Raw genomic sequence first — 15,764 nt, 5'->3', positions numbered from 1 at the left:
AGGGGCGGCGGGGGCCGCCCCTCCGTTTCCCGGGGGTTGGGACAGTTGGTTCGGGGGGGGGAGCCGGTCAGCGGCTCCTGCGGTGCGAGGGCGCCTGCTCCAGGAACGGGGCGAGCAGCCCGGGTACGGCTTCCTCGGCGAAGGCGAGGCCCTGGGCCACGCCGACGTCGCGGACCTTGTAGCACTGGTTGCCGGCGGCGGTGGTGGCGCCGAGGGTGAGCAGTCCGGCGCGGCGCTGGAACACCGAGCGGGTGACGTTCCAGCCGATGACGCCCTGGCGCTCCAGGGCCACGGTGCGGCGGGCGAACGTGCCGGAGCGGGTGATCAGGTAGCGGTCGCGCAGGGTGTGGCCGAGGGCGCGGTGGGCGTCGTAGGCCATGGCGAGGGTCGCGGGCAGCAGGACCAGGGCGGTGATGCCGGCGGCGTACAGCCAGGTCCTGGACAGCCACAGGCCGAGGGCGGCGAGCGGGGCGACGAGCAGCACGGTGGCGGTCAGGGCGCGGTTGATGCGGCGGCGCAGGGTGATGCGCGGGTGCCGGCGGAGGGCGCTGAGGGTGGGCGACTCGTGCTCGGAGAGGACCTCGGCGGCGACGCGCAGGGCGTCATTGCGGGGCATGGGCGGGGTGAGCATGCTGCGCTTGCTGTTCTCGTCGCGGTCGCCGAGGCCGCTGGCGACGGCGTTGACGCGGGCGCCGCGCGCCCAGCGCAGCAGCATGGTCTCGGTGAGCTCGACGCCGCGCATCCGCTTCTCCTCGATGGTGACGGAGCGGGTGACGAGCATGCCGCGCAGGACGCGGAAGGTGCCGCCCTGTTCGCGTTCGAGCCGGTAGCCGTACCAGCCCTCGGTGAAGGTGGCGGTGGAGAAGACGGCGCCGAGGGCGATGACGATCAGCGCGGTGACGAGGATGCCGAACCAGAGGGGCACCGACCCGTAGCGGTCCTCGATGTCCTTGACGAAGCCGAACTCCAGCGGGTCGATCTTCATCTCGTGGAGGATGCGGTAGGCGGTGCCGAAGGTGGTGAGGACACCACCGACGCCCCAGATGGTGAGGGGGGCGTAGCGGAGCCAGGACCAGTCCATGTCGGCGATGAGGCCGTCGTCGTCGGCCGCGCGGCCGGGGGCCGCGGTGCGGCGGCTGAGGAGCCGGTCGCGGAGTTCGGCGGCCTGGGCCTTGGTGACGCCGTCGATGGTGAGGCGGCGCCCCGCGGAGCTGGTCTGTTCGCCGGTGCCGATGCGTACGGAGGTGAGGCCGAAGATGCGGTGCACCGGGTTGGCGGTGAGGTCGACGCTGCGGACGCGGTCCAGGCTCATGGCGCGCTGGCTGCGGAAGAGCAGGCCGGAGCGGAGCTCGATGCGGTCGTCGGCGATGCGGTAGCGGGTGGTGAGGTACCGCATGACGCCGATGCCGGTGACCACCAGGAAGGTGATGAGGACGGAGCCGAGGGCGATGAGGACCTGGAGGTCGGCCTTGCCGCCGGAGACGGCGAGGGCGAGCAGGAAGGAGCCGAGGGGGGCGGCGAGCAGGCCGGCCTGGACGAGGATGAGGCGGCCGCTGAGCCGTTCCCACGGGGTGGCCGTGGCGTCGGCGGACTGCCGCGTCGGCGCCTGGGAGCTCATGTCGCGTCTCCCGGGGTGGCCTGGGTGTACTGGGTGAGGTGCTGGACGACGTCGGCGGCCACGTGCCGGTCCAGGCCCTTGATCTTGACGGCGCCGGAGGCGGAGGCGGTGGTCACGGTGATGCCGGAGAGGCCGAACATCTGCTGGATGGGGCCGCGGAGGGTGTCCACGGTCTGGACGCGGGACAGCGGTACGACGCGCCAGCGCTGCCACAGCCAGCCGGAGGCGGCGTACACGGCCTGCTCGGTGGTCTCCCAGCGGTGGACGCGGTAGCGCCAGACGGGCATGACCGCCATGTAGAGCAGGCCGGGTACGAGGGTGGCGACCAGGAGCCAGCCGAACACGGTGCGGGCCGGCGGTATGCACAGGAAGAGGATCGCGAAGACGATGGGGAGGGGCAGTGCGAAGACCGACGACTGGGTCAGCCACCAGGCCAGGGCCCGTCGGTCGACGCGGTTGCGAGGCGGGCGGAGCCTCACGTCATGCATGCGTTCCACTGCTTCTTCCCATCCGAGCGTTGTCAAGCGTTGTCATCGGCGTCATCGGTGCGTGCCGCCTGCGAGGGGTGTCGAGGGCCTTCGGTCACCGGGTGTGGTGCGCGGCCGGCTGCTCGTCGCCCGAGCGCGGGGCGGTGCCGGGCGCGGCGGCCAGGAGGCGGCGGCGCCGGGTGAGCAGGACGGCGGTGCGGGTGAGGACCATGGCCAGCGACATGAAGATGAAGGCGTTCGCGTAGACGTCCTGCCCGCTGAGCTTGTAGTCGATGCTGAACTTGATGATGCCCGCGGGGAACCAGTGCTCGGTCCCGTAGGCGAACAGCACCCGGGCGCTGGACAGGACGAACCACACCGCAGCGTAGCCGATGCCGCCGCGGGTGAAGACGTCGCCGGTGGCGGGGTCGCGGTGGGCGGGCAGCAGGGAGGCGGCGATGAGGCCGCAGATGACGCCGACGCCGATGCCCACGAGCTGGAGGGAGACGTCGTTGCCGGCGTGCGGCAGGGAGTGCACGAACAGCGCGATGACGATGGCGATGGCGAGCAGCGACCGGAGCATGCGCATGTTGGTGACGCGGCGGGTGCCGAGGTCGGTCGCCAGGATGATGGCGAGGATCGTCACGCTCGCGATGAGAGCGGTGAGAAACGGGCTCATGTCTGTCGGGCCTTTCCCTGTTCCGGCGCGATGCTCCGCGCCACTGTCCTCGACCTTATGGAGGACGGGCCCCTGGGCGGGACGACTGAACGGTGGGTCCGTCTGTCCACCGGTCGGTGGACAGGGGTGTATCCGCAGGTGGTAGGACTGGTGCGTGAGTGCAGAGACCCCGATGGCAGCCGATCAGGGCGATGCCGGTGCCCCCGAGGACGGGAACCGGTGGTTCGGTCTGTGGGACGGCTACTTCGCCATCAGTTACATCGTCACGACGGTACTGCTGTTCGCCGGCAGCGGTGACCAGACCGACCGGGCCGTCGCGGTGGCGGCGCTGACGCTGGCGGTGCCGTGGTACGCGGCACTGGGGCGGAGCCTGATGATCCGCCGGGGGGGCCGGGAGGCGTTCGGGCGGCGCAACATGGTGTTCGGGCTGGGCCTGTTCCTGTTGTTCGCGGTGGCCATCTCCTTCGACATCTCGGGGTCGTTCGCGTTGTTCGCGGTGGCGCCGATGCTGATGATGTCGATGCCCACGTCGCCCGCGGTGGCGCTGGTGTTACTGGCCAACCTGATGCCGGTGACGGTGGTGTGGCTGGCCGGCGGTGACGCCCGCAGCGTGCTGCCGACGTCGTTGCTGGGCATAGCGCTGTCGGTGCTGCTGGGGCTGTGGATCAGCCGGGTGGTGCGGCAGAGCCGGGAACGGGCCGAGCTGATCGAGGAGTTGCGGCGCAGCCGGCGGCAGCTGGCGGAGCTGTCGCACCGGGCGGGTGTGTCGGCGGAGCGGGAGCGGCTGGCGCGGGAGATCCACGACACGCTGGCGCAGGGGCTGACGAGCATCATCAGCCTGTTGCAGGCGGCGGAGTCGCAGGTGGAGTCGGCGCCGGCGCAGGCGCTCCGGCACCTGGGGCTGGCGGGCCGGGTGGCCCGGGACAGCCTGGTGGAGGCCCGGGAGTTCGTGGTGGAGCTGACGCCGCCGGCGCTGCGGGAGAGTTCGCTGGTGCAGGCGGTGCGGCGGCAGGCGGACGGGCTGGCGGCCGAGACGGGGCTGGCGGTGCGCTGCACGGTGGAGGGCCCGGAGCGGCCGTTGCCGATGGCGGTGAGCGTGGTGCTGCTGCGGTCGGTGCAGGAGTCCCTGGCGAACGTGCGGAAGCACGCGAAGGGGGCGACGGAGGTGGCCGTGGGCCTGCACTTCGACGACGGGACGGTTCGTCTGGTGGTGCGGGACGACGGGCCGGGGTTCGACGCGGACGGCGGGACGGCGGGCTACGGGCTGCCGGGCATGCGGGCCCGCGCGGAGGAGGTCCGCGGCCGGGCCGTGGTGAGCAGCCGTCCCGGGCACGGCACGACCATCGAGGTGACGGTGCCGCTGGACCCGGCGGAGACGACGGAGAACGGGGAACGGGCGGAATGAGCGACGACATCACGATCAGGGTCCTGCTGGCCGACGACCACCCGGTGGTGCGGGAGGGCCTGTGCGCGATGCTGGAGTCCGCGGACGGCATCAGCGTCGTCGGGCAGGCGTCGTCGGGCGAGGAGGCGGTGGCCCTGGCCGCCCGGCTCTCCCCCGACATCGTCCTGCTCGACCTGCGCATGGGCGGCATGGACGGCGTGGAGGCCACCGGTCATGTGCTGCGCGGCTCGCCGGGCAGCAAGGTGGTGATCGTCACCACGTACGAGAGCGACGCGGACATCCTGCGCGCGGTGGAGGCCGGCGCGTCGGGCTACCTGCTCAAGGGCAGTTCGCGGCAGGAGCTGATCAACGCGGTGCAGTCGGCCGCGCGCGGCGAGACGGTGCTGACGCCGTCGCTGGCGCCCAAGCTGTTCCGGGCGCGGGCGGTGGAGACGCCTCCGCTGTCGGAGCGGGAAACGGAGGTGCTGCGGCTGGTCAGCCAGGGCCTGACGAACGCGGAGATCGGCCGGCGGCTGTTCATCGGCGAGGCGACGGTGAAGACGCACCTGCTGCGGGCGTTCCGCAAGCTGGACGTGTCCGACCGCACGTCCGCCGTCATCACGGCGCTGGAGCGCGGCCTGCTCTGACGGCGGCTCATGACGTGCCGGCCCCCCACCGCGTACGGCGGTGGGGGGCCGGTGCTGCTCAGGCGATGCCGGCCGCCATGCTGCTCTCGGCGAGCTTGGACGGCAGGTCGCGGCGGCGCTTGACCTTCAGCTTGCGGTAGATGCGGGTCAGGTGCTGCTCGACGGTGCTGACCGTGACGTAGAGCTTGGTGGCGATCTCCCGGTTGGTGTGGCCGTGGGCGGCCAGCAGCGCCACCCGCGACTCGGCCTCGGTGAGGGCCTCGGCCTCGCCCGTGGCGTCCACCTGTGCCGTGGCCACCTCGCCGTCGGCGTCGCCGGGCATCAGCTGCTGGCACAGCGGCTCCGCGCCGCACGCCTTGGCCACGTGCCACGCCTTGCGGACCAGCAGGCGGGCCCGGTTGAACTCGCCGAGCGCCCGGTAGCCGTTGCCCAGCTCGCCCAGGCCGATGGCCAGCTGGAGCCGGTCGTCGCCCTGCTCCAGGATCTCCACGGCCTCCTTGAGGACGTGCAGCCGCCGCTTGAGCTCCACGGTGCGGGCCAGCACCAGCAGCTGGGCGCCGCGGCTGCGGCGCGCCCCCGCGTCACCGCGCCGGGGCTGCCGTTCGGCGAGCGCCCGCGCCTGGTCGGGGTCGCCCAGGGCGAGCCACGCCTCGGCCGCGTCGACGCGCCACGGCACCAGCTCGGGGGCGTCCACGCCCCACTCCCCCATCAGCCTGCCGCAGGTGAGGAAGTCCTCCAGGGCGGCGTGGTAGCGGCCGGTCGCCAGGTGGCAGCGGCCCCGTGCTCGTAAATAGTGCAGCCCCGGCAGCGTGCGGAACAACGCCTCCGGCACGGGCTGCTCCAGCAGGGCGGTGGCCTCCTCGTGCCGGCCCATGGCCGTCTCGGCCTGGACGAGGGTGGCCAGCGGCAGCGCGATGCCCACGCCCCAGCTCTGCCGGGACATCAGCGACATCGCCGCGTTGGCGTGGTGCGCGGCGCCCGGCAGGTCGCCCTGGCGCAGCGCGATCTCCGCCCGTACGGCGGACAGCAGGGCGTGCCAGGCGGGGGTGCGGCGGCCCTGGCACTCGCCGAGCAGCCGCTCGCACCAGGCCTGCGCCAGGTCGGCGCGGCCGGTGTAGAGCAGGGCCAGCAGGGCGAAGGCGAGGGGCTGGAGGGTGTTGTCGCTGAGCCGGTAGCGCTGGAGGACGCGCTGGGCCTCGGCGACGGCGCCCTCGCCGTGGTCGCCGGCGAGGGCGGCGGCGACGGCGGAGGCGGCCTGGCCGTGGGCGTCGCCGGTGAGACCGGCGGCCGGGGGTGCGGCGGCCTGGTCGGCGCCGGAGCCGGGGAAGACGGCCCGCAGCGCCGGGCTGATCATGGTGAGCCAGCGGCGGCCCGCCTCCAGGGCGCTGCGCTCGGGGGCGGCGGGGCCGGCCGGGGTGCCGGTGAGGCCGCGGACGGTGTCGGCGGCGTTCTCCAGGTGCCCGGACCAGGCCAGGTAGGACAGGGACAGGGCCACGTCGCGGGCCGGCAGCCGGCCGGGCCGGAGGCCGGCGGTGAGCTGGGGCAGGTGGCCCTCGGCGGCGGCGGGGCTGAGCCGCCAGACGACGCTGACGAGCCGGGCCTTGATGACGGCGCGGTCCTCCTCGTCGGGGCAGGCGGCGTGGGCGAGTTCGAGGCAGCGCAGCGCGAACTCGACGTCGTCGTCGACGAGGGCGTACTCGGCGGCCTCCTGGAGGACGGGCACCATGACGGTGTCGGGGTCGCGCTGGGCGGCCAGCAGGTGGCGGGCCACTTCCAGGGCGGGCGCCCCGTCCTTGTGCAGGAGCTGGGCGGCGCGCAGGTGGAGGGCCTGGAGGACCGCCTTGGGGGTGGCGGCCAGGACGGCGTCGCGGGCGGAGTCGTCGCGGAAGGCGCCGTCGGTGAGGACGGCGCACCGGTCGAGGTCCTTCAGGCCCTGCTCGGCGACCTCGGCGTGCACGTCGAGGACGCGGCTGAGGAGGGCGGTGGAGCCGGCCCCGCCGAGGACGGCGACGCCCTGGGCGACGAGGAGCGTCTCGGGTTCGCCGCGGTGCAGGCAGTCGCGCACGGCCTGGGAGAACAGCTCCGCGGGGGCCGGGCGCTGGAACGGTTCGCCGTGGTCCCGGCTGCTGCGGCTGTCCTCCAGGAGGGCGCGGAGCAGCAGCGGGTTGCCGCCGGTGATGCGGTGGCACTCGGTGGAGATCCGGGCGGCGGCCTGGGGGCTGAGGTGGCCGGCGAGGACGTCGGCGGTGCCGCGGGCCGTGAGCATGTCGACCTGTACGCGGCTGCAGTGGGGCTGGCGCAGCAGCTCGGCGTGGAAGGCCAGTTGTTCCTGGCGCAGCCGGGTGGTCTGGGTGAGGACGATGAGGACGCGTACCTGGCGGACGCGCCGGGCGAGGTAGAGCAGGAACTGCAGGGAGTGGTCGTCGGCGCAGTGCACGTCGTCGACGGCGATGACGACGGTGCGTTCGGCGGCCAGCTGCATCAGGGCCCAGGAGGCGTAGGGCATGGCCTGCATCCGGGCGTGCGGGCCTTCTTCGGCCACGTCGTCCATGCGGTGCAGCACCTCGGTGCGCAGCCGGTCGGTGATCGAGGGGTGGTCGAAGATCTTCCGCAGGACGCCGAAGGGGAGGTCGCGCTCGGCGCGGGAGGCGGTGGCGTCGAGCAGCAGCACCCCCTCGTTCATCGCCTGTTCGGTGAAGCTCTCCAGCAGCTGGGTCTTTCCGCTGGCCACGGCGCCGCTCACGAGGACGACGCGACCCCGCCCCGTTTTCGCGCTCTGCAGCAGGTCGTTGAGTGCCGCCAGGTGGGAATCGCGTTCCACCAAGGGACCGGACAATGTCAAGGTCATGAATTCCCCCGACGCGCGGCCACGCCGGGTGGGGGTGGTCGCCCCGGCGTGCGCGCGTGGATCGGATGGTCGGAACCAAGGGTTCTGGGGATGCTGGAACACAGCGGACCGGCTCCCGTGGGCCGGTGCACGCCCGGGGCCCCGCTCGGCGGGCGGGGCGTTCCGCTACGAGGCGGCCGCGGCCGCGGTGATCCCCTCGGAGACGATCCGGACGATCTCCTGCTGGTGCTGGGCGAGGAAGAAGTGGCCGCCGGTGAAGGCGTGGAGGGCGAACGCGCCGGTGGTGTGGTCGCGCCAGGCCTCGGCCTCCTCCCGGCTGGTGCGCGGGTCGCTGCTGCCGGTGAGCACGGTGACGGGGGTCTGCACCGTGGCGCCGGGCTCGGACCGGTAGGTCTCGATGGCCTTGTAGTCGCTGCGGATGGCGGGCAGCACCATGCGCAGCAGCTCCTCGTCACCGAGGATCTGGGAGTCGGTGCCGCTGAGCAGCCGCATCTCGGCGACGACGCCGTCGTCGTCGCGGCGGTGCACGTTCTCGTCGCGGTAGCGCGAGGGGGCGCGGCGGCCGGAGGCGAACAGCGTCAGCGGCACGAAGCCGAGGTCCCGCTCCAGCCGGCGGGCGACCTCGAAGGCGATGACCGCGCCCATGCTGTGGCCGAAGAGGGCCGTGGGCCGGTCCAGCCACGGCTTCAGTTCCGCGGCGATCAGGTCGGCGTACTCCCCGATGTCCTCCACGGCCTTGTCATGGCGTCGGTCCTGACGTCCTGGGTACTGGACGCAGAGCACGTCGACCGCCGGTGCCAGTGCCCGGGACATGGGGAAGTAGAACGGGGCCGACCCGCCGGCGTGCGGCAGGCAGACCAGACGTACTCCGCTGTCCTCGGCAGGGTGGAAACGGCGTATCCAACGGCTTGCGTCCTGGAGCTCACCCACTGCACGAAACTCTTTCCTGTGGATCCGCGATGGTGGCCGGGCAGCGTCCCCCGCGTGCCCACGGCACGCCTCCGACCGGCGGGTTCACCGTCCGGGGCGGCTCTTCCGCGAAGGGCTCGGCCGGTTCATGTCTAGCAGAACGGTTGATCTAGGGGGTACCCCTACCTTCGGGTGTTCCGGCCGGTAAGGGCTGAAACGGGCCACGGGGCCCAGGACGGGCAGGGCCGGTCGGCCCTTGCGCCGCAAGGGGGTGCGCGACCGATGATTTCCGGCCGTTCAGCAGGGGTATTCATAGATTTCACCGGACGGGAAATCATGCCCTTGCACGGTTACGTTCTGGATTCCCAAGAACGAGACGATCCGTCGGTTTAGGCGGGCATTTCACTCCATATGTCTGTCGTCCTGCCGCCCTCCTTGTCGCCCCTGGACCGCCTTGATAAGAAGGGCGCCGCTGGCCGGGGGGAAACAAGGCCGACAACGGGGGCAAGATGATCTTTGGTGTTCTGGGGCCCGTCGGGATCTGGAGCGACGACGCCCGTGCCGAGCGCCTCGCCGAGGCGCAGTTGAGCGAGCACAGAACGCGGGGGGCCCTGGCCGCCCTGCTGCTGCGCCCGAACCAGTACATCACCCAGTCCGCGCTCGCCGATCTGCTCTGGGACGACCCGCCGCCGTCGGCCCGGCCCAATCTGCGCGCGCACGCGGCACGCCTGCGCAAGGCGCTCCTCGCCGCCGACCCGCGGGAGCAGCGGCTCAAGTCGCTGCGGCGCGGCGGCGACTGGACCGGCGGCGCGTACCTGCTCGTGGTGCGGCCGCTGGAGGTGGACGCCGACGTCTTCCTGCGGCTGCTGGCCCGCGCCCGGGGCGACGCGCTCGCCGGCCGGCACGCGGAGGCGGTCGCGGGCCTGCGCCAGGCGCTGGGCCTGTGGCGCGGGGAGGCGGGCGGCACCGACGTGGCCGGCTCCACCCGGCTCCTTGCCCAGCTGCGGTCCTTCAACGACCTGCGCATCACGGCGCAGGAGGACCTGATGGCCGCCCGGCTCCGGCTCGGCGAACACCGCGTCCTCATCCCGCAGATCCGCTCGGTGCTCGCGGACCACCCGCACCGCGAGATCGCGTGGAGCCAGCTGATGTACGCGTACTACCGCTGCGGCGACATGGCCAACGCCCTGCGCACGTACCAGGAGGCCCACACGGTCCTGGACCGCGAGCTGGGCGTCCAGCCGGGCGACGGCCTCCAGCAGCTGCACCACGCCATGCTGAACCGCGACGACGACCTCGTTCTGCGGACGCTCGAAATGACGTGACGGCCGGGCCGGGCGGGGGTCACTGCCGGAAGAAGACGGCCTCCGCCAGGCCGACCGGGGTGCCCGGCGGCAGGAGTTCGACCGCCGAGGGCCACTCGCGGGGCTCGGGCAGCCCGAGTGCGGCGGCGAGCCGGGCGGAGAAGCGCGGCATCAGGGGCGCCGCCACGCAGGCCAGCAGCCGGGCCGCGGCAAGTTCCAGCGCCACGGCCGTGCGGGCCTCGTCGCGCCACTCGTCCGGGCCCGCCAGCAGCCCCTCGCGCCGTCCGAAGGCCGCCGCCTCCTCGACCAGCCCGTCGAGTTCGGCCGCGGCCCGGCGCAGCGAGAACGCGTCCGGCCCGAGAGCGGTGGTGACGGCGGACAGCCGGACCCCGAGGCTCGCCAGGAACGCCGAGTGCGCCGGCGTCCAGTTCCCCGCGTCGGGCGCGGTGCCGCCGTACTCGCGGGCGATGCGGCGCCCCAGGCCGTTCAGCCACTGCTGCCAGGTCCCGATCAGGGTCTCGCTCAGCACCTTGTCGTAGGCCGCGCGCCGGAAGTCGGTACGCACGTCCTCCGGGCGGGTGCTGCTCAGGTAGTAGCGGACGGCGTCCACGCTGTCCGGGCCGAGGATCTCCTTGCCCCACACGGCGTGCCGGCGACTGGTGGAGAACTTCTCTCCCTCCAGCAGGTAGAACTCGTTGACGTGGTAGTCGATGTCCGGCTCCCAGTCCGGGAAGGCCAGCCGGTACAGCACCGGGTAGAGCACCCCGTGGTAGAAGCTGTTGTCGTAGCCGAAGAAGTGGACGACCTTCCAGTCCGGCCGTGGCTCCAGGGCCCGCCAGCCGGCGCCGGTGCGCCGGCCCAGGGCCTCGATGCCGTGCAGGAAGCCGTACGACATCTCCGGCCACACCCAGATCACCTGGCCCTCGGGGCCCGCCTCCGCCGGGGGCACGCCCCAGGCCGACGGGTGCGTCACCGGCAGGTCCAGCCGGTCCCGGCCGAGGACGCGGTGCGCGAGCTCCGCCAGCCGGGCGGGCACCCGGCCCGCGCGGTGGTGCTCGCGGACGGCGTCGCGGAACTCGTGCAGCGGCAGCACGTACCGGGCCAGGCGGTCGCGCCGCGGCGGCGCCGACGAGTGCGCCGAGACCGGCCCGGCCAGGTCGGTGACGACGTTGGGCTCGCCGCACTCCTCGCAGATGTTGCCGCTGGTCGTGCCGGAGCAGCCGGGGCAGCCCCCGCTGACGTCCACCTCGTACAGGTACTGCCCGCTCTCCGCGTCGAACAGGGCCTCGCCCTCGGTCAGGGACACCTTTCCCGAGCCGGTCAGCCGGGCGAAGTACTGCCGCAGCCCGTCGCGGTAGGCGGCGTCCCGGCCGGTCACCGTGTACTGGTCGGGGACGATGTCCATCAGCCGCAGCGTCTCGGCGATCTCGGCGCTGTAGTGGGCGGCCGTCGCCGCCGGAGACCGGCCCTCGGCACGGGCCGCCGCCGCCACGTAGCTCTGGAAGTCGTCGCTGCCCGTCAGGTGCCAGGCGCGGGCACCGTTCATGCGCTGGAAGCGCACGTAGGCGTCCGCGCCCAGGTAGGGACCCGACAGGTGGCCCAGGTGCAGGTCACCGTTGGGCGTGGGCGGGGTGGAGAAGACGAAGACGGGGCGGTCGCCGAAGCCCTTGCGCTCCGCCGAGGCCGCCGAGCGCCGGGCCCGGCCGGCGTCCCGCCAGTACTGGGTGAGGAAGACCAGGTCCGTCCCGCCGGTGTTGGTGAGCACATGGGACTCGAAGGGCTCGAAGAGCGCCACGGTACCCGGGGCGACGGTGTGCCGGCGGCCGTCGCACTCGAGCTCGCCGCGGCCCGCGACGATCACGAACATCTCCGTCTCGTCGTGGCGGTGCCGGCGGGTCGACCGCCCGGGGGCCACCCGGCCCCACCCGGCCCCGGTCCCCAGGCCCTCCACGGAGCTCATCCCGATGCCGAACGCCTCGTGCAGCCCGGCGGCGTCGTACACATTGATGATCATGAAGCCATCCCTTCCGGTACTCCCGACGGTTTCTTCGGCAGCAGCAGCCCGGCGGCCTCCGCGGCGATCGCGGGGGCCAGCCGGTACCCCGATCCGCCGGCGGCCCCGGCGAAGACCACCCGGCCGGCCGGGTCCAGCGGCCCGACCAGCGGCTCGCGCCCCGGCCCGTAGGCGTCGCAGAACACCCGGCCGGCCGGGGCGTGCCGGACCAGCTCCGGCGCGTACCGGGCCAGCACGGCGTGGGCCTCGTGCAGGTTGCGGGCCGAGATGCCGCCCGTCACGGCGTCCGGGCCGACGTCCCACTCGGGGCAGGTGTAGCTGAACAGCCAGTGGCCGCGGTCGTGCAGGGGCAGCAGGAAGGCGTCCTCGTCGTGGAGGACGACCACGGGGTCGCCCGGCTCGGGGGCGACGTCCACGTGCAGCGCCACCACCTTCTTCACCCGGGCCCCCAGCGGCGCCACCAGGTCCCGCCAGGCCGGTTCGGCCAGCCAGGGCCCCGGGGCGAGCACCACACGGCCGGCCCGCACCACCTCCCCGGTGCCCAGCCGCAGCTCCACGTCCCGCTCGCCGGGCCGCAGCCCGGTGACCCGGGCACCCTCCCGGAACACCACGCCCCCCGCGCGCAGCCGCCGGACCACGAACTGCGTCAACCCGTGCACGTCGGCGTAGTGACAGCCCTCCCCCGTCCAAGCCGCCGCGCCTTCCGGCACCCGGACCGGGCCGCCCGGCACCGGACCGGCCCGCCGCAACCGGGCCACGGGGAGGTAGACGTCCCGCAACGCCCGTTCACCGGTCGCCGCACCGATCAGCGTCATGGGCAGCGGGTGCAGGGGCACGCCCGGGTGGCGGGTCCGCAGCGCCGCATAGCGGTCGTGGCTCAGCGCCGCCATGTGCCGGATGCGCTCGGTGGCGCCGCGCGGGAAGTGCAGGCCGGCCGAGCGCCGGGAAGCACCCGAGGCGGGAGTGTCGCGGTCCAGCACCATCAGCGACGTCTGCGGTGCCCGGGCGTGCAGCTCCCGCGCGACCATGCAGCCGATGACGCCGGCCCCGACCACGGCGACGTCCACGCCCGTCGTCACGCCGGCCACGGCGCCTCGCCGGTGTCCTTCGCCGACCACTCGATGAACGAGGCGAGCTGGTCGTCGCCGCGCACGCCGAGCAGCCGGTCGGCGATGCGCCGGCTGCGCCAGGCGTTGAGGCTCAGGTTGGGATCGGCGAGGCCGCGCTGCTGCCGGGTGGCGTTCTGCACGAACACGTCGTGGCCGGGCGGGCCGTCCCACAGCACCGCGTAGTCCTCGTCCACCTTCGGCTCGCCGTCGACCCGTTCCATGCGGCCGGCGATCGGCTCCAGGAAGTCCATGGGCGCGCAGCGGAAGCCGGTCGCCCACACCACCACGTCCGCCTCCAGGCGCTCGGCGCGGCCGGGCTGGTCGTTGTGGCGCAGGGTGAGGGCCCAGGTGCCGGCCGGGCCGCGGCCGACCTCGACCACCTCGCGGTTGGGGTGCAGCCCCACCAGGTCGGTGCGGTCCTCGACGAAGCGGTGCAGGTAGATCCGCTGGTAGATGGCGCGGAGCGTGTCCTCGGAGATGCCGTCGCTGCTGAGCAGGTGCTGTTCGTTGAAGGCCTTGCGCAGCTCGCCGGGCAGGGTGAAGAAGTAGTCGGAGAAGGAGGGCGTGTAGAAGTCGTTGGTGAACGGGGAGTCGTCCATGGGGAAGTAGTTGCGGCGCCGTGACACCCAGGACACGCGGCGCGGCAGGGCGGTGCCCGTGCGGGAGACGAGGTCCAGGAACGCCTCCGCCCCGGACTGCCCGCCGCCGACCACCACGACCCGCTTGCCGCCCAGGTCCTGTGCCCTCGTCATGAACTCGCTGACGTGGTACTGGGTGGTGCCCGTCCACGGGCGGGCCTGCGGCGGCAGCCACGGTGCGATGCCGACGCCCACGGCGACGTTGTCGGCGGTCAGGGTGCGGCGGTCGGTGCGGACGCGGAAGACGCCGTCGAAGGCGACCTCCCGCACCTCCTCGCCGAAGACGACGTTCTCGTTGCGGCCGGCGGCCCAGGCCAGGTAGTTGCGGAACTCCTGGCGCGGCACGGCCGGGAACCGGGCGTTGAGAAAGTGGTAGATGCGCCCCTGGTCGTGCAGGTAGGCCAGGAACGAGAAGGGGTTGACCGGGTCCGCGAGGCTGACCAGGTCCTTGAGCATCGAGACCTGGAGCGAGGTGCCGGGGATCTGCTGGTCGTCGTGCCATCCGAAGGCGGTCTTCCGGTCCAGGAAGAGGTTGCTCACCTCCGGGTGGCCGTGCAGGAGGGAGGCCAGGCTCAGGTTCGCCGGCCCCACGCCGATGCCCAGACAACGGTAGTGGGTGGGTGATCGGCCGTGCTCGTGCTCCATGTGCGGGACCTCTCTTTCGAGCCGGGACGGACGGTCAGTGCACGACGGACAGCGGGGAACGGGGGACGGGGCCGCCGGGGGCGTGGGCCTTCCACCAGTCCTGGCCCTCGGCCGGGAGGGTGTGGATCGGGTCGTGGTACTCGTACAGCCGGGTCAGGGCGTCGGGGTCGTCGGCGTCCAGCGCGGTCCGGTAGTTCTTGGACCAGTACGAGATGCCGCGCACCCGGTCGTAGTCGGAGACCTGGTGCACCCAGCGCTTGCCGACGAAGGGCACGTCGCACACGATGCGGGGCGTCGCGAAGCCCGGCAGGTAGCCCATGATGCGGTGCTGGAGGTCCTGGGCCTCGGCCACGGAGGTCCGCCAGTGCTCGCTGTGGGGAATCATGTCGCAGAGGTAGACGTAGTACGGCGTGATCATGGCCTGGTCGAGCAGGGCGAAGGACAGGTCGAGCAGGGCCGCGGGGCTGTCGTTGACCGAGCGCAGCAGCACCGCCTGGTTGCGGATGTCGCGGAGCCCGGCGTCGAACAGGCGCCGGGCGGTGGCCACCACGGCGGGGGTGATCTGCTGGGCGGCGTTGGCGTGGGTGTGCAGGGCCAGCTGGACGCCGCGGGAGCGGGCGGTGGCGGCCAGCCGGGCGATGCCGGCGACCACCTTGTCGTCGGCCCAGTGCTGGGGCAGGCCGATCAGGCCCTTGCTGGCGAGGCGGATGTCCCGGATGGAGTCGATCTCCAGGAGGGCGTCGACGAACGCCTCGACGCGCGGCCACGGCACGTTGGCGAGGTCGCCGCCGGAGACCACGACGTCGCGCACGGCCGGGGTCTTCCGGAGGTAGGCGGTCATCGCGTCCAGCCGGGCCTGCGGTTTGAGGGCGAAGGCCGTCTTGCGGACCTGCGGCGTGGACGTGCCGACGAGGTCCATCCGGGTGCAGTGCCCGCAGTACTGGGGGCAGGTGGAGACGAGCTCGGCCAGGACCTTGGTGGGGTAGCGGTGGGTGAGTCCCTCGGTCACCCACATGTCGCGCTCGTGCAGGGAGTCCCGCTGGGCGTAGGGGTGGGAGGGGAAGTCGGTGCGCCGGTCGGAGAAGACCGGCAGCATGTAGCGGCGGACGGGGTCGTCGTAGAAGGCGTCGGTGAGGCTGCCGGGCCCGTCGGCGGGGCTGTCCGCCGCGATGGTGTTGAGCATGTGCGGGGTGATCAGCAGCGGCATGGTGGCGCAGGTGCGCTGGTCGTGCTCGAGGTCGGCGAGGAAGGTGTCGGCCAGGAGGTCGCCGGTCACCTCCCTGAGCTGCCGGACGTTCTTCACGCAGTGGGCCCGCTGCCACTGTGCCGACCGCCACTCCCGGTCGGTGACGTCGCGCCAGCCGGGCAGGCGCCGGTGGTCGGGGTCTTCGGGGGTCGACTGTCGGTAGGAGTACGGCTGTTGCACGTCGTGGGACATCCGACGTCCTCTCGATTCGTTGCGCTGTCGGGGGTGCGCCGGGGCGGCGGCACGGACCGCCCCG

At 73.1% G+C, this 15,764-nt stretch carries 12 protein-coding genes; 3 read left to right on the top strand and 9 right to left on the bottom strand.

The features are described from left to right. Window positions 1-67: 67 nt before the first annotated feature. From IE305_RS18680 to IE305_RS18670, 3 genes are all read right to left on the bottom strand, one after another. A complete protein-coding gene (locus tag IE305_RS18680) occupies window positions 68-1,618 on the bottom strand; it encodes a PH domain-containing protein (RefSeq protein WP_190130786.1) in 1,551 nt (516 codons plus the stop codon). Beyond that, the gene (locus tag IE305_RS18675) at window positions 1,615-2,106 is read right to left on the bottom strand and encodes a PH domain-containing protein (protein WP_190130785.1); all 492 of its coding nucleotides are present in this window, start codon (window positions 2,104-2,106) and stop codon (window positions 1,615-1,617) included. Before IE305_RS18675 ends, IE305_RS18680 begins: the two co-directional genes overlap by 4 nt. Before the next feature lie 94 nt (window positions 2,107-2,200). Further along, window positions 2,201-2,764 carry a hypothetical protein gene (locus IE305_RS18670; RefSeq protein WP_229891169.1) on the bottom strand — a complete coding sequence of 188 codons (564 nt, stop codon included), beginning with the start codon at window positions 2,762-2,764 and terminating at the stop codon, window positions 2,201-2,203. A gap of 154 nt (window positions 2,765-2,918) precedes the next feature. Here IE305_RS18670 and IE305_RS18665 point away from each other — a divergent pair, with 154 nt between their 5' ends. Next, complete coding sequence (locus tag IE305_RS18665; protein ID WP_229891167.1) at window positions 2,919-4,169, top strand: sensor histidine kinase; 1,251 nt, start codon at window positions 2,919-2,921, stop codon at window positions 4,167-4,169. Further along, window positions 4,166-4,795 carry a response regulator gene (locus IE305_RS18660; protein ID WP_190130784.1) on the top strand — a complete coding sequence of 210 codons (630 nt, stop codon included), beginning with the start codon at window positions 4,166-4,168 and terminating at the stop codon, window positions 4,793-4,795. The genes IE305_RS18665 and IE305_RS18660 overlap by 4 nt, the downstream gene beginning before the upstream one ends. A 58-nt stretch (window positions 4,796-4,853) precedes the next feature. On the opposite strand, the gene IE305_RS33515 is transcribed toward IE305_RS18660, so the two are convergent. After that, the gene (locus tag IE305_RS33515; RefSeq protein ID WP_268255937.1) at window positions 4,854-7,616 is read right to left on the bottom strand and encodes a helix-turn-helix transcriptional regulator; all 2,763 of its coding nucleotides are present in this window, start codon (window positions 7,614-7,616) and stop codon (window positions 4,854-4,856) included. Window positions 7,617-7,808: 192 nt separating this feature from the next. After that, the gene (locus IE305_RS18650; protein ID WP_190130782.1) at window positions 7,809-8,573 is read right to left on the bottom strand and encodes a thioesterase II family protein; all 765 of its coding nucleotides are present in this window, start codon (window positions 8,571-8,573) and stop codon (window positions 7,809-7,811) included. 488 nt (window positions 8,574-9,061) lie between these two features. Here IE305_RS18650 and IE305_RS18645 point away from each other — a divergent pair, with 488 nt between their 5' ends. Continuing rightward, window positions 9,062-9,877, top strand: a complete 816-nt coding sequence (locus IE305_RS18645; protein WP_190130781.1) for an AfsR/SARP family transcriptional regulator — start codon at window positions 9,062-9,064, stop codon at window positions 9,875-9,877. A gap of 19 nt (window positions 9,878-9,896) precedes the next feature. Here the strand turns inward: IE305_RS18645 and IE305_RS18640 are convergent, their stop codons facing one another. The 4 genes from IE305_RS18640 to IE305_RS18625 are packed head-to-tail and all read right to left on the bottom strand — an operon-like array spanning window position 9,897 to window position 15,700. Continuing rightward, complete coding sequence (locus tag IE305_RS18640) at window positions 9,897-11,870, bottom strand: class I tRNA ligase family protein (protein ID WP_190130780.1); 1,974 nt, start codon at window positions 11,868-11,870, stop codon at window positions 9,897-9,899. Next, the gene (locus tag IE305_RS18635; protein ID WP_229891165.1) at window positions 11,867-12,958 is read right to left on the bottom strand and encodes an NAD(P)/FAD-dependent oxidoreductase; all 1,092 of its coding nucleotides are present in this window, start codon (window positions 12,956-12,958) and stop codon (window positions 11,867-11,869) included. Before IE305_RS18635 ends, IE305_RS18640 begins: the two co-directional genes overlap by 4 nt. Next, the gene (locus IE305_RS18630) at window positions 12,946-14,262 is read right to left on the bottom strand and encodes a lysine N(6)-hydroxylase/L-ornithine N(5)-oxygenase family protein (protein ID WP_190130779.1); all 1,317 of its coding nucleotides are present in this window, start codon (window positions 14,260-14,262) and stop codon (window positions 12,946-12,948) included. The genes IE305_RS18635 and IE305_RS18630 overlap by 13 nt, the downstream gene beginning before the upstream one ends. Window positions 14,263-14,296: 34 nt before the next feature. Next, on the bottom strand, window positions 14,297-15,700 hold the full coding sequence (locus tag IE305_RS18625; RefSeq protein ID WP_190130778.1) for a KamA family radical SAM protein: 1,404 nt from the start codon (window positions 15,698-15,700) through the stop codon (window positions 14,297-14,299). Between the last annotated feature and the right edge of the window lie 64 nt (window positions 15,701-15,764).

Origin of the sequence: Streptomyces mashuensis (assembly GCF_014654785.1) — a bacterium.
GTDB lineage: Bacteria > Actinomycetota > Actinomycetes > Streptomycetales > Streptomycetaceae > Streptomyces > Streptomyces mashuensis.
Note: the sequence above shows the minus strand (reverse complement) of the source record. Positions and strands in the feature narration are given on the sequence as shown.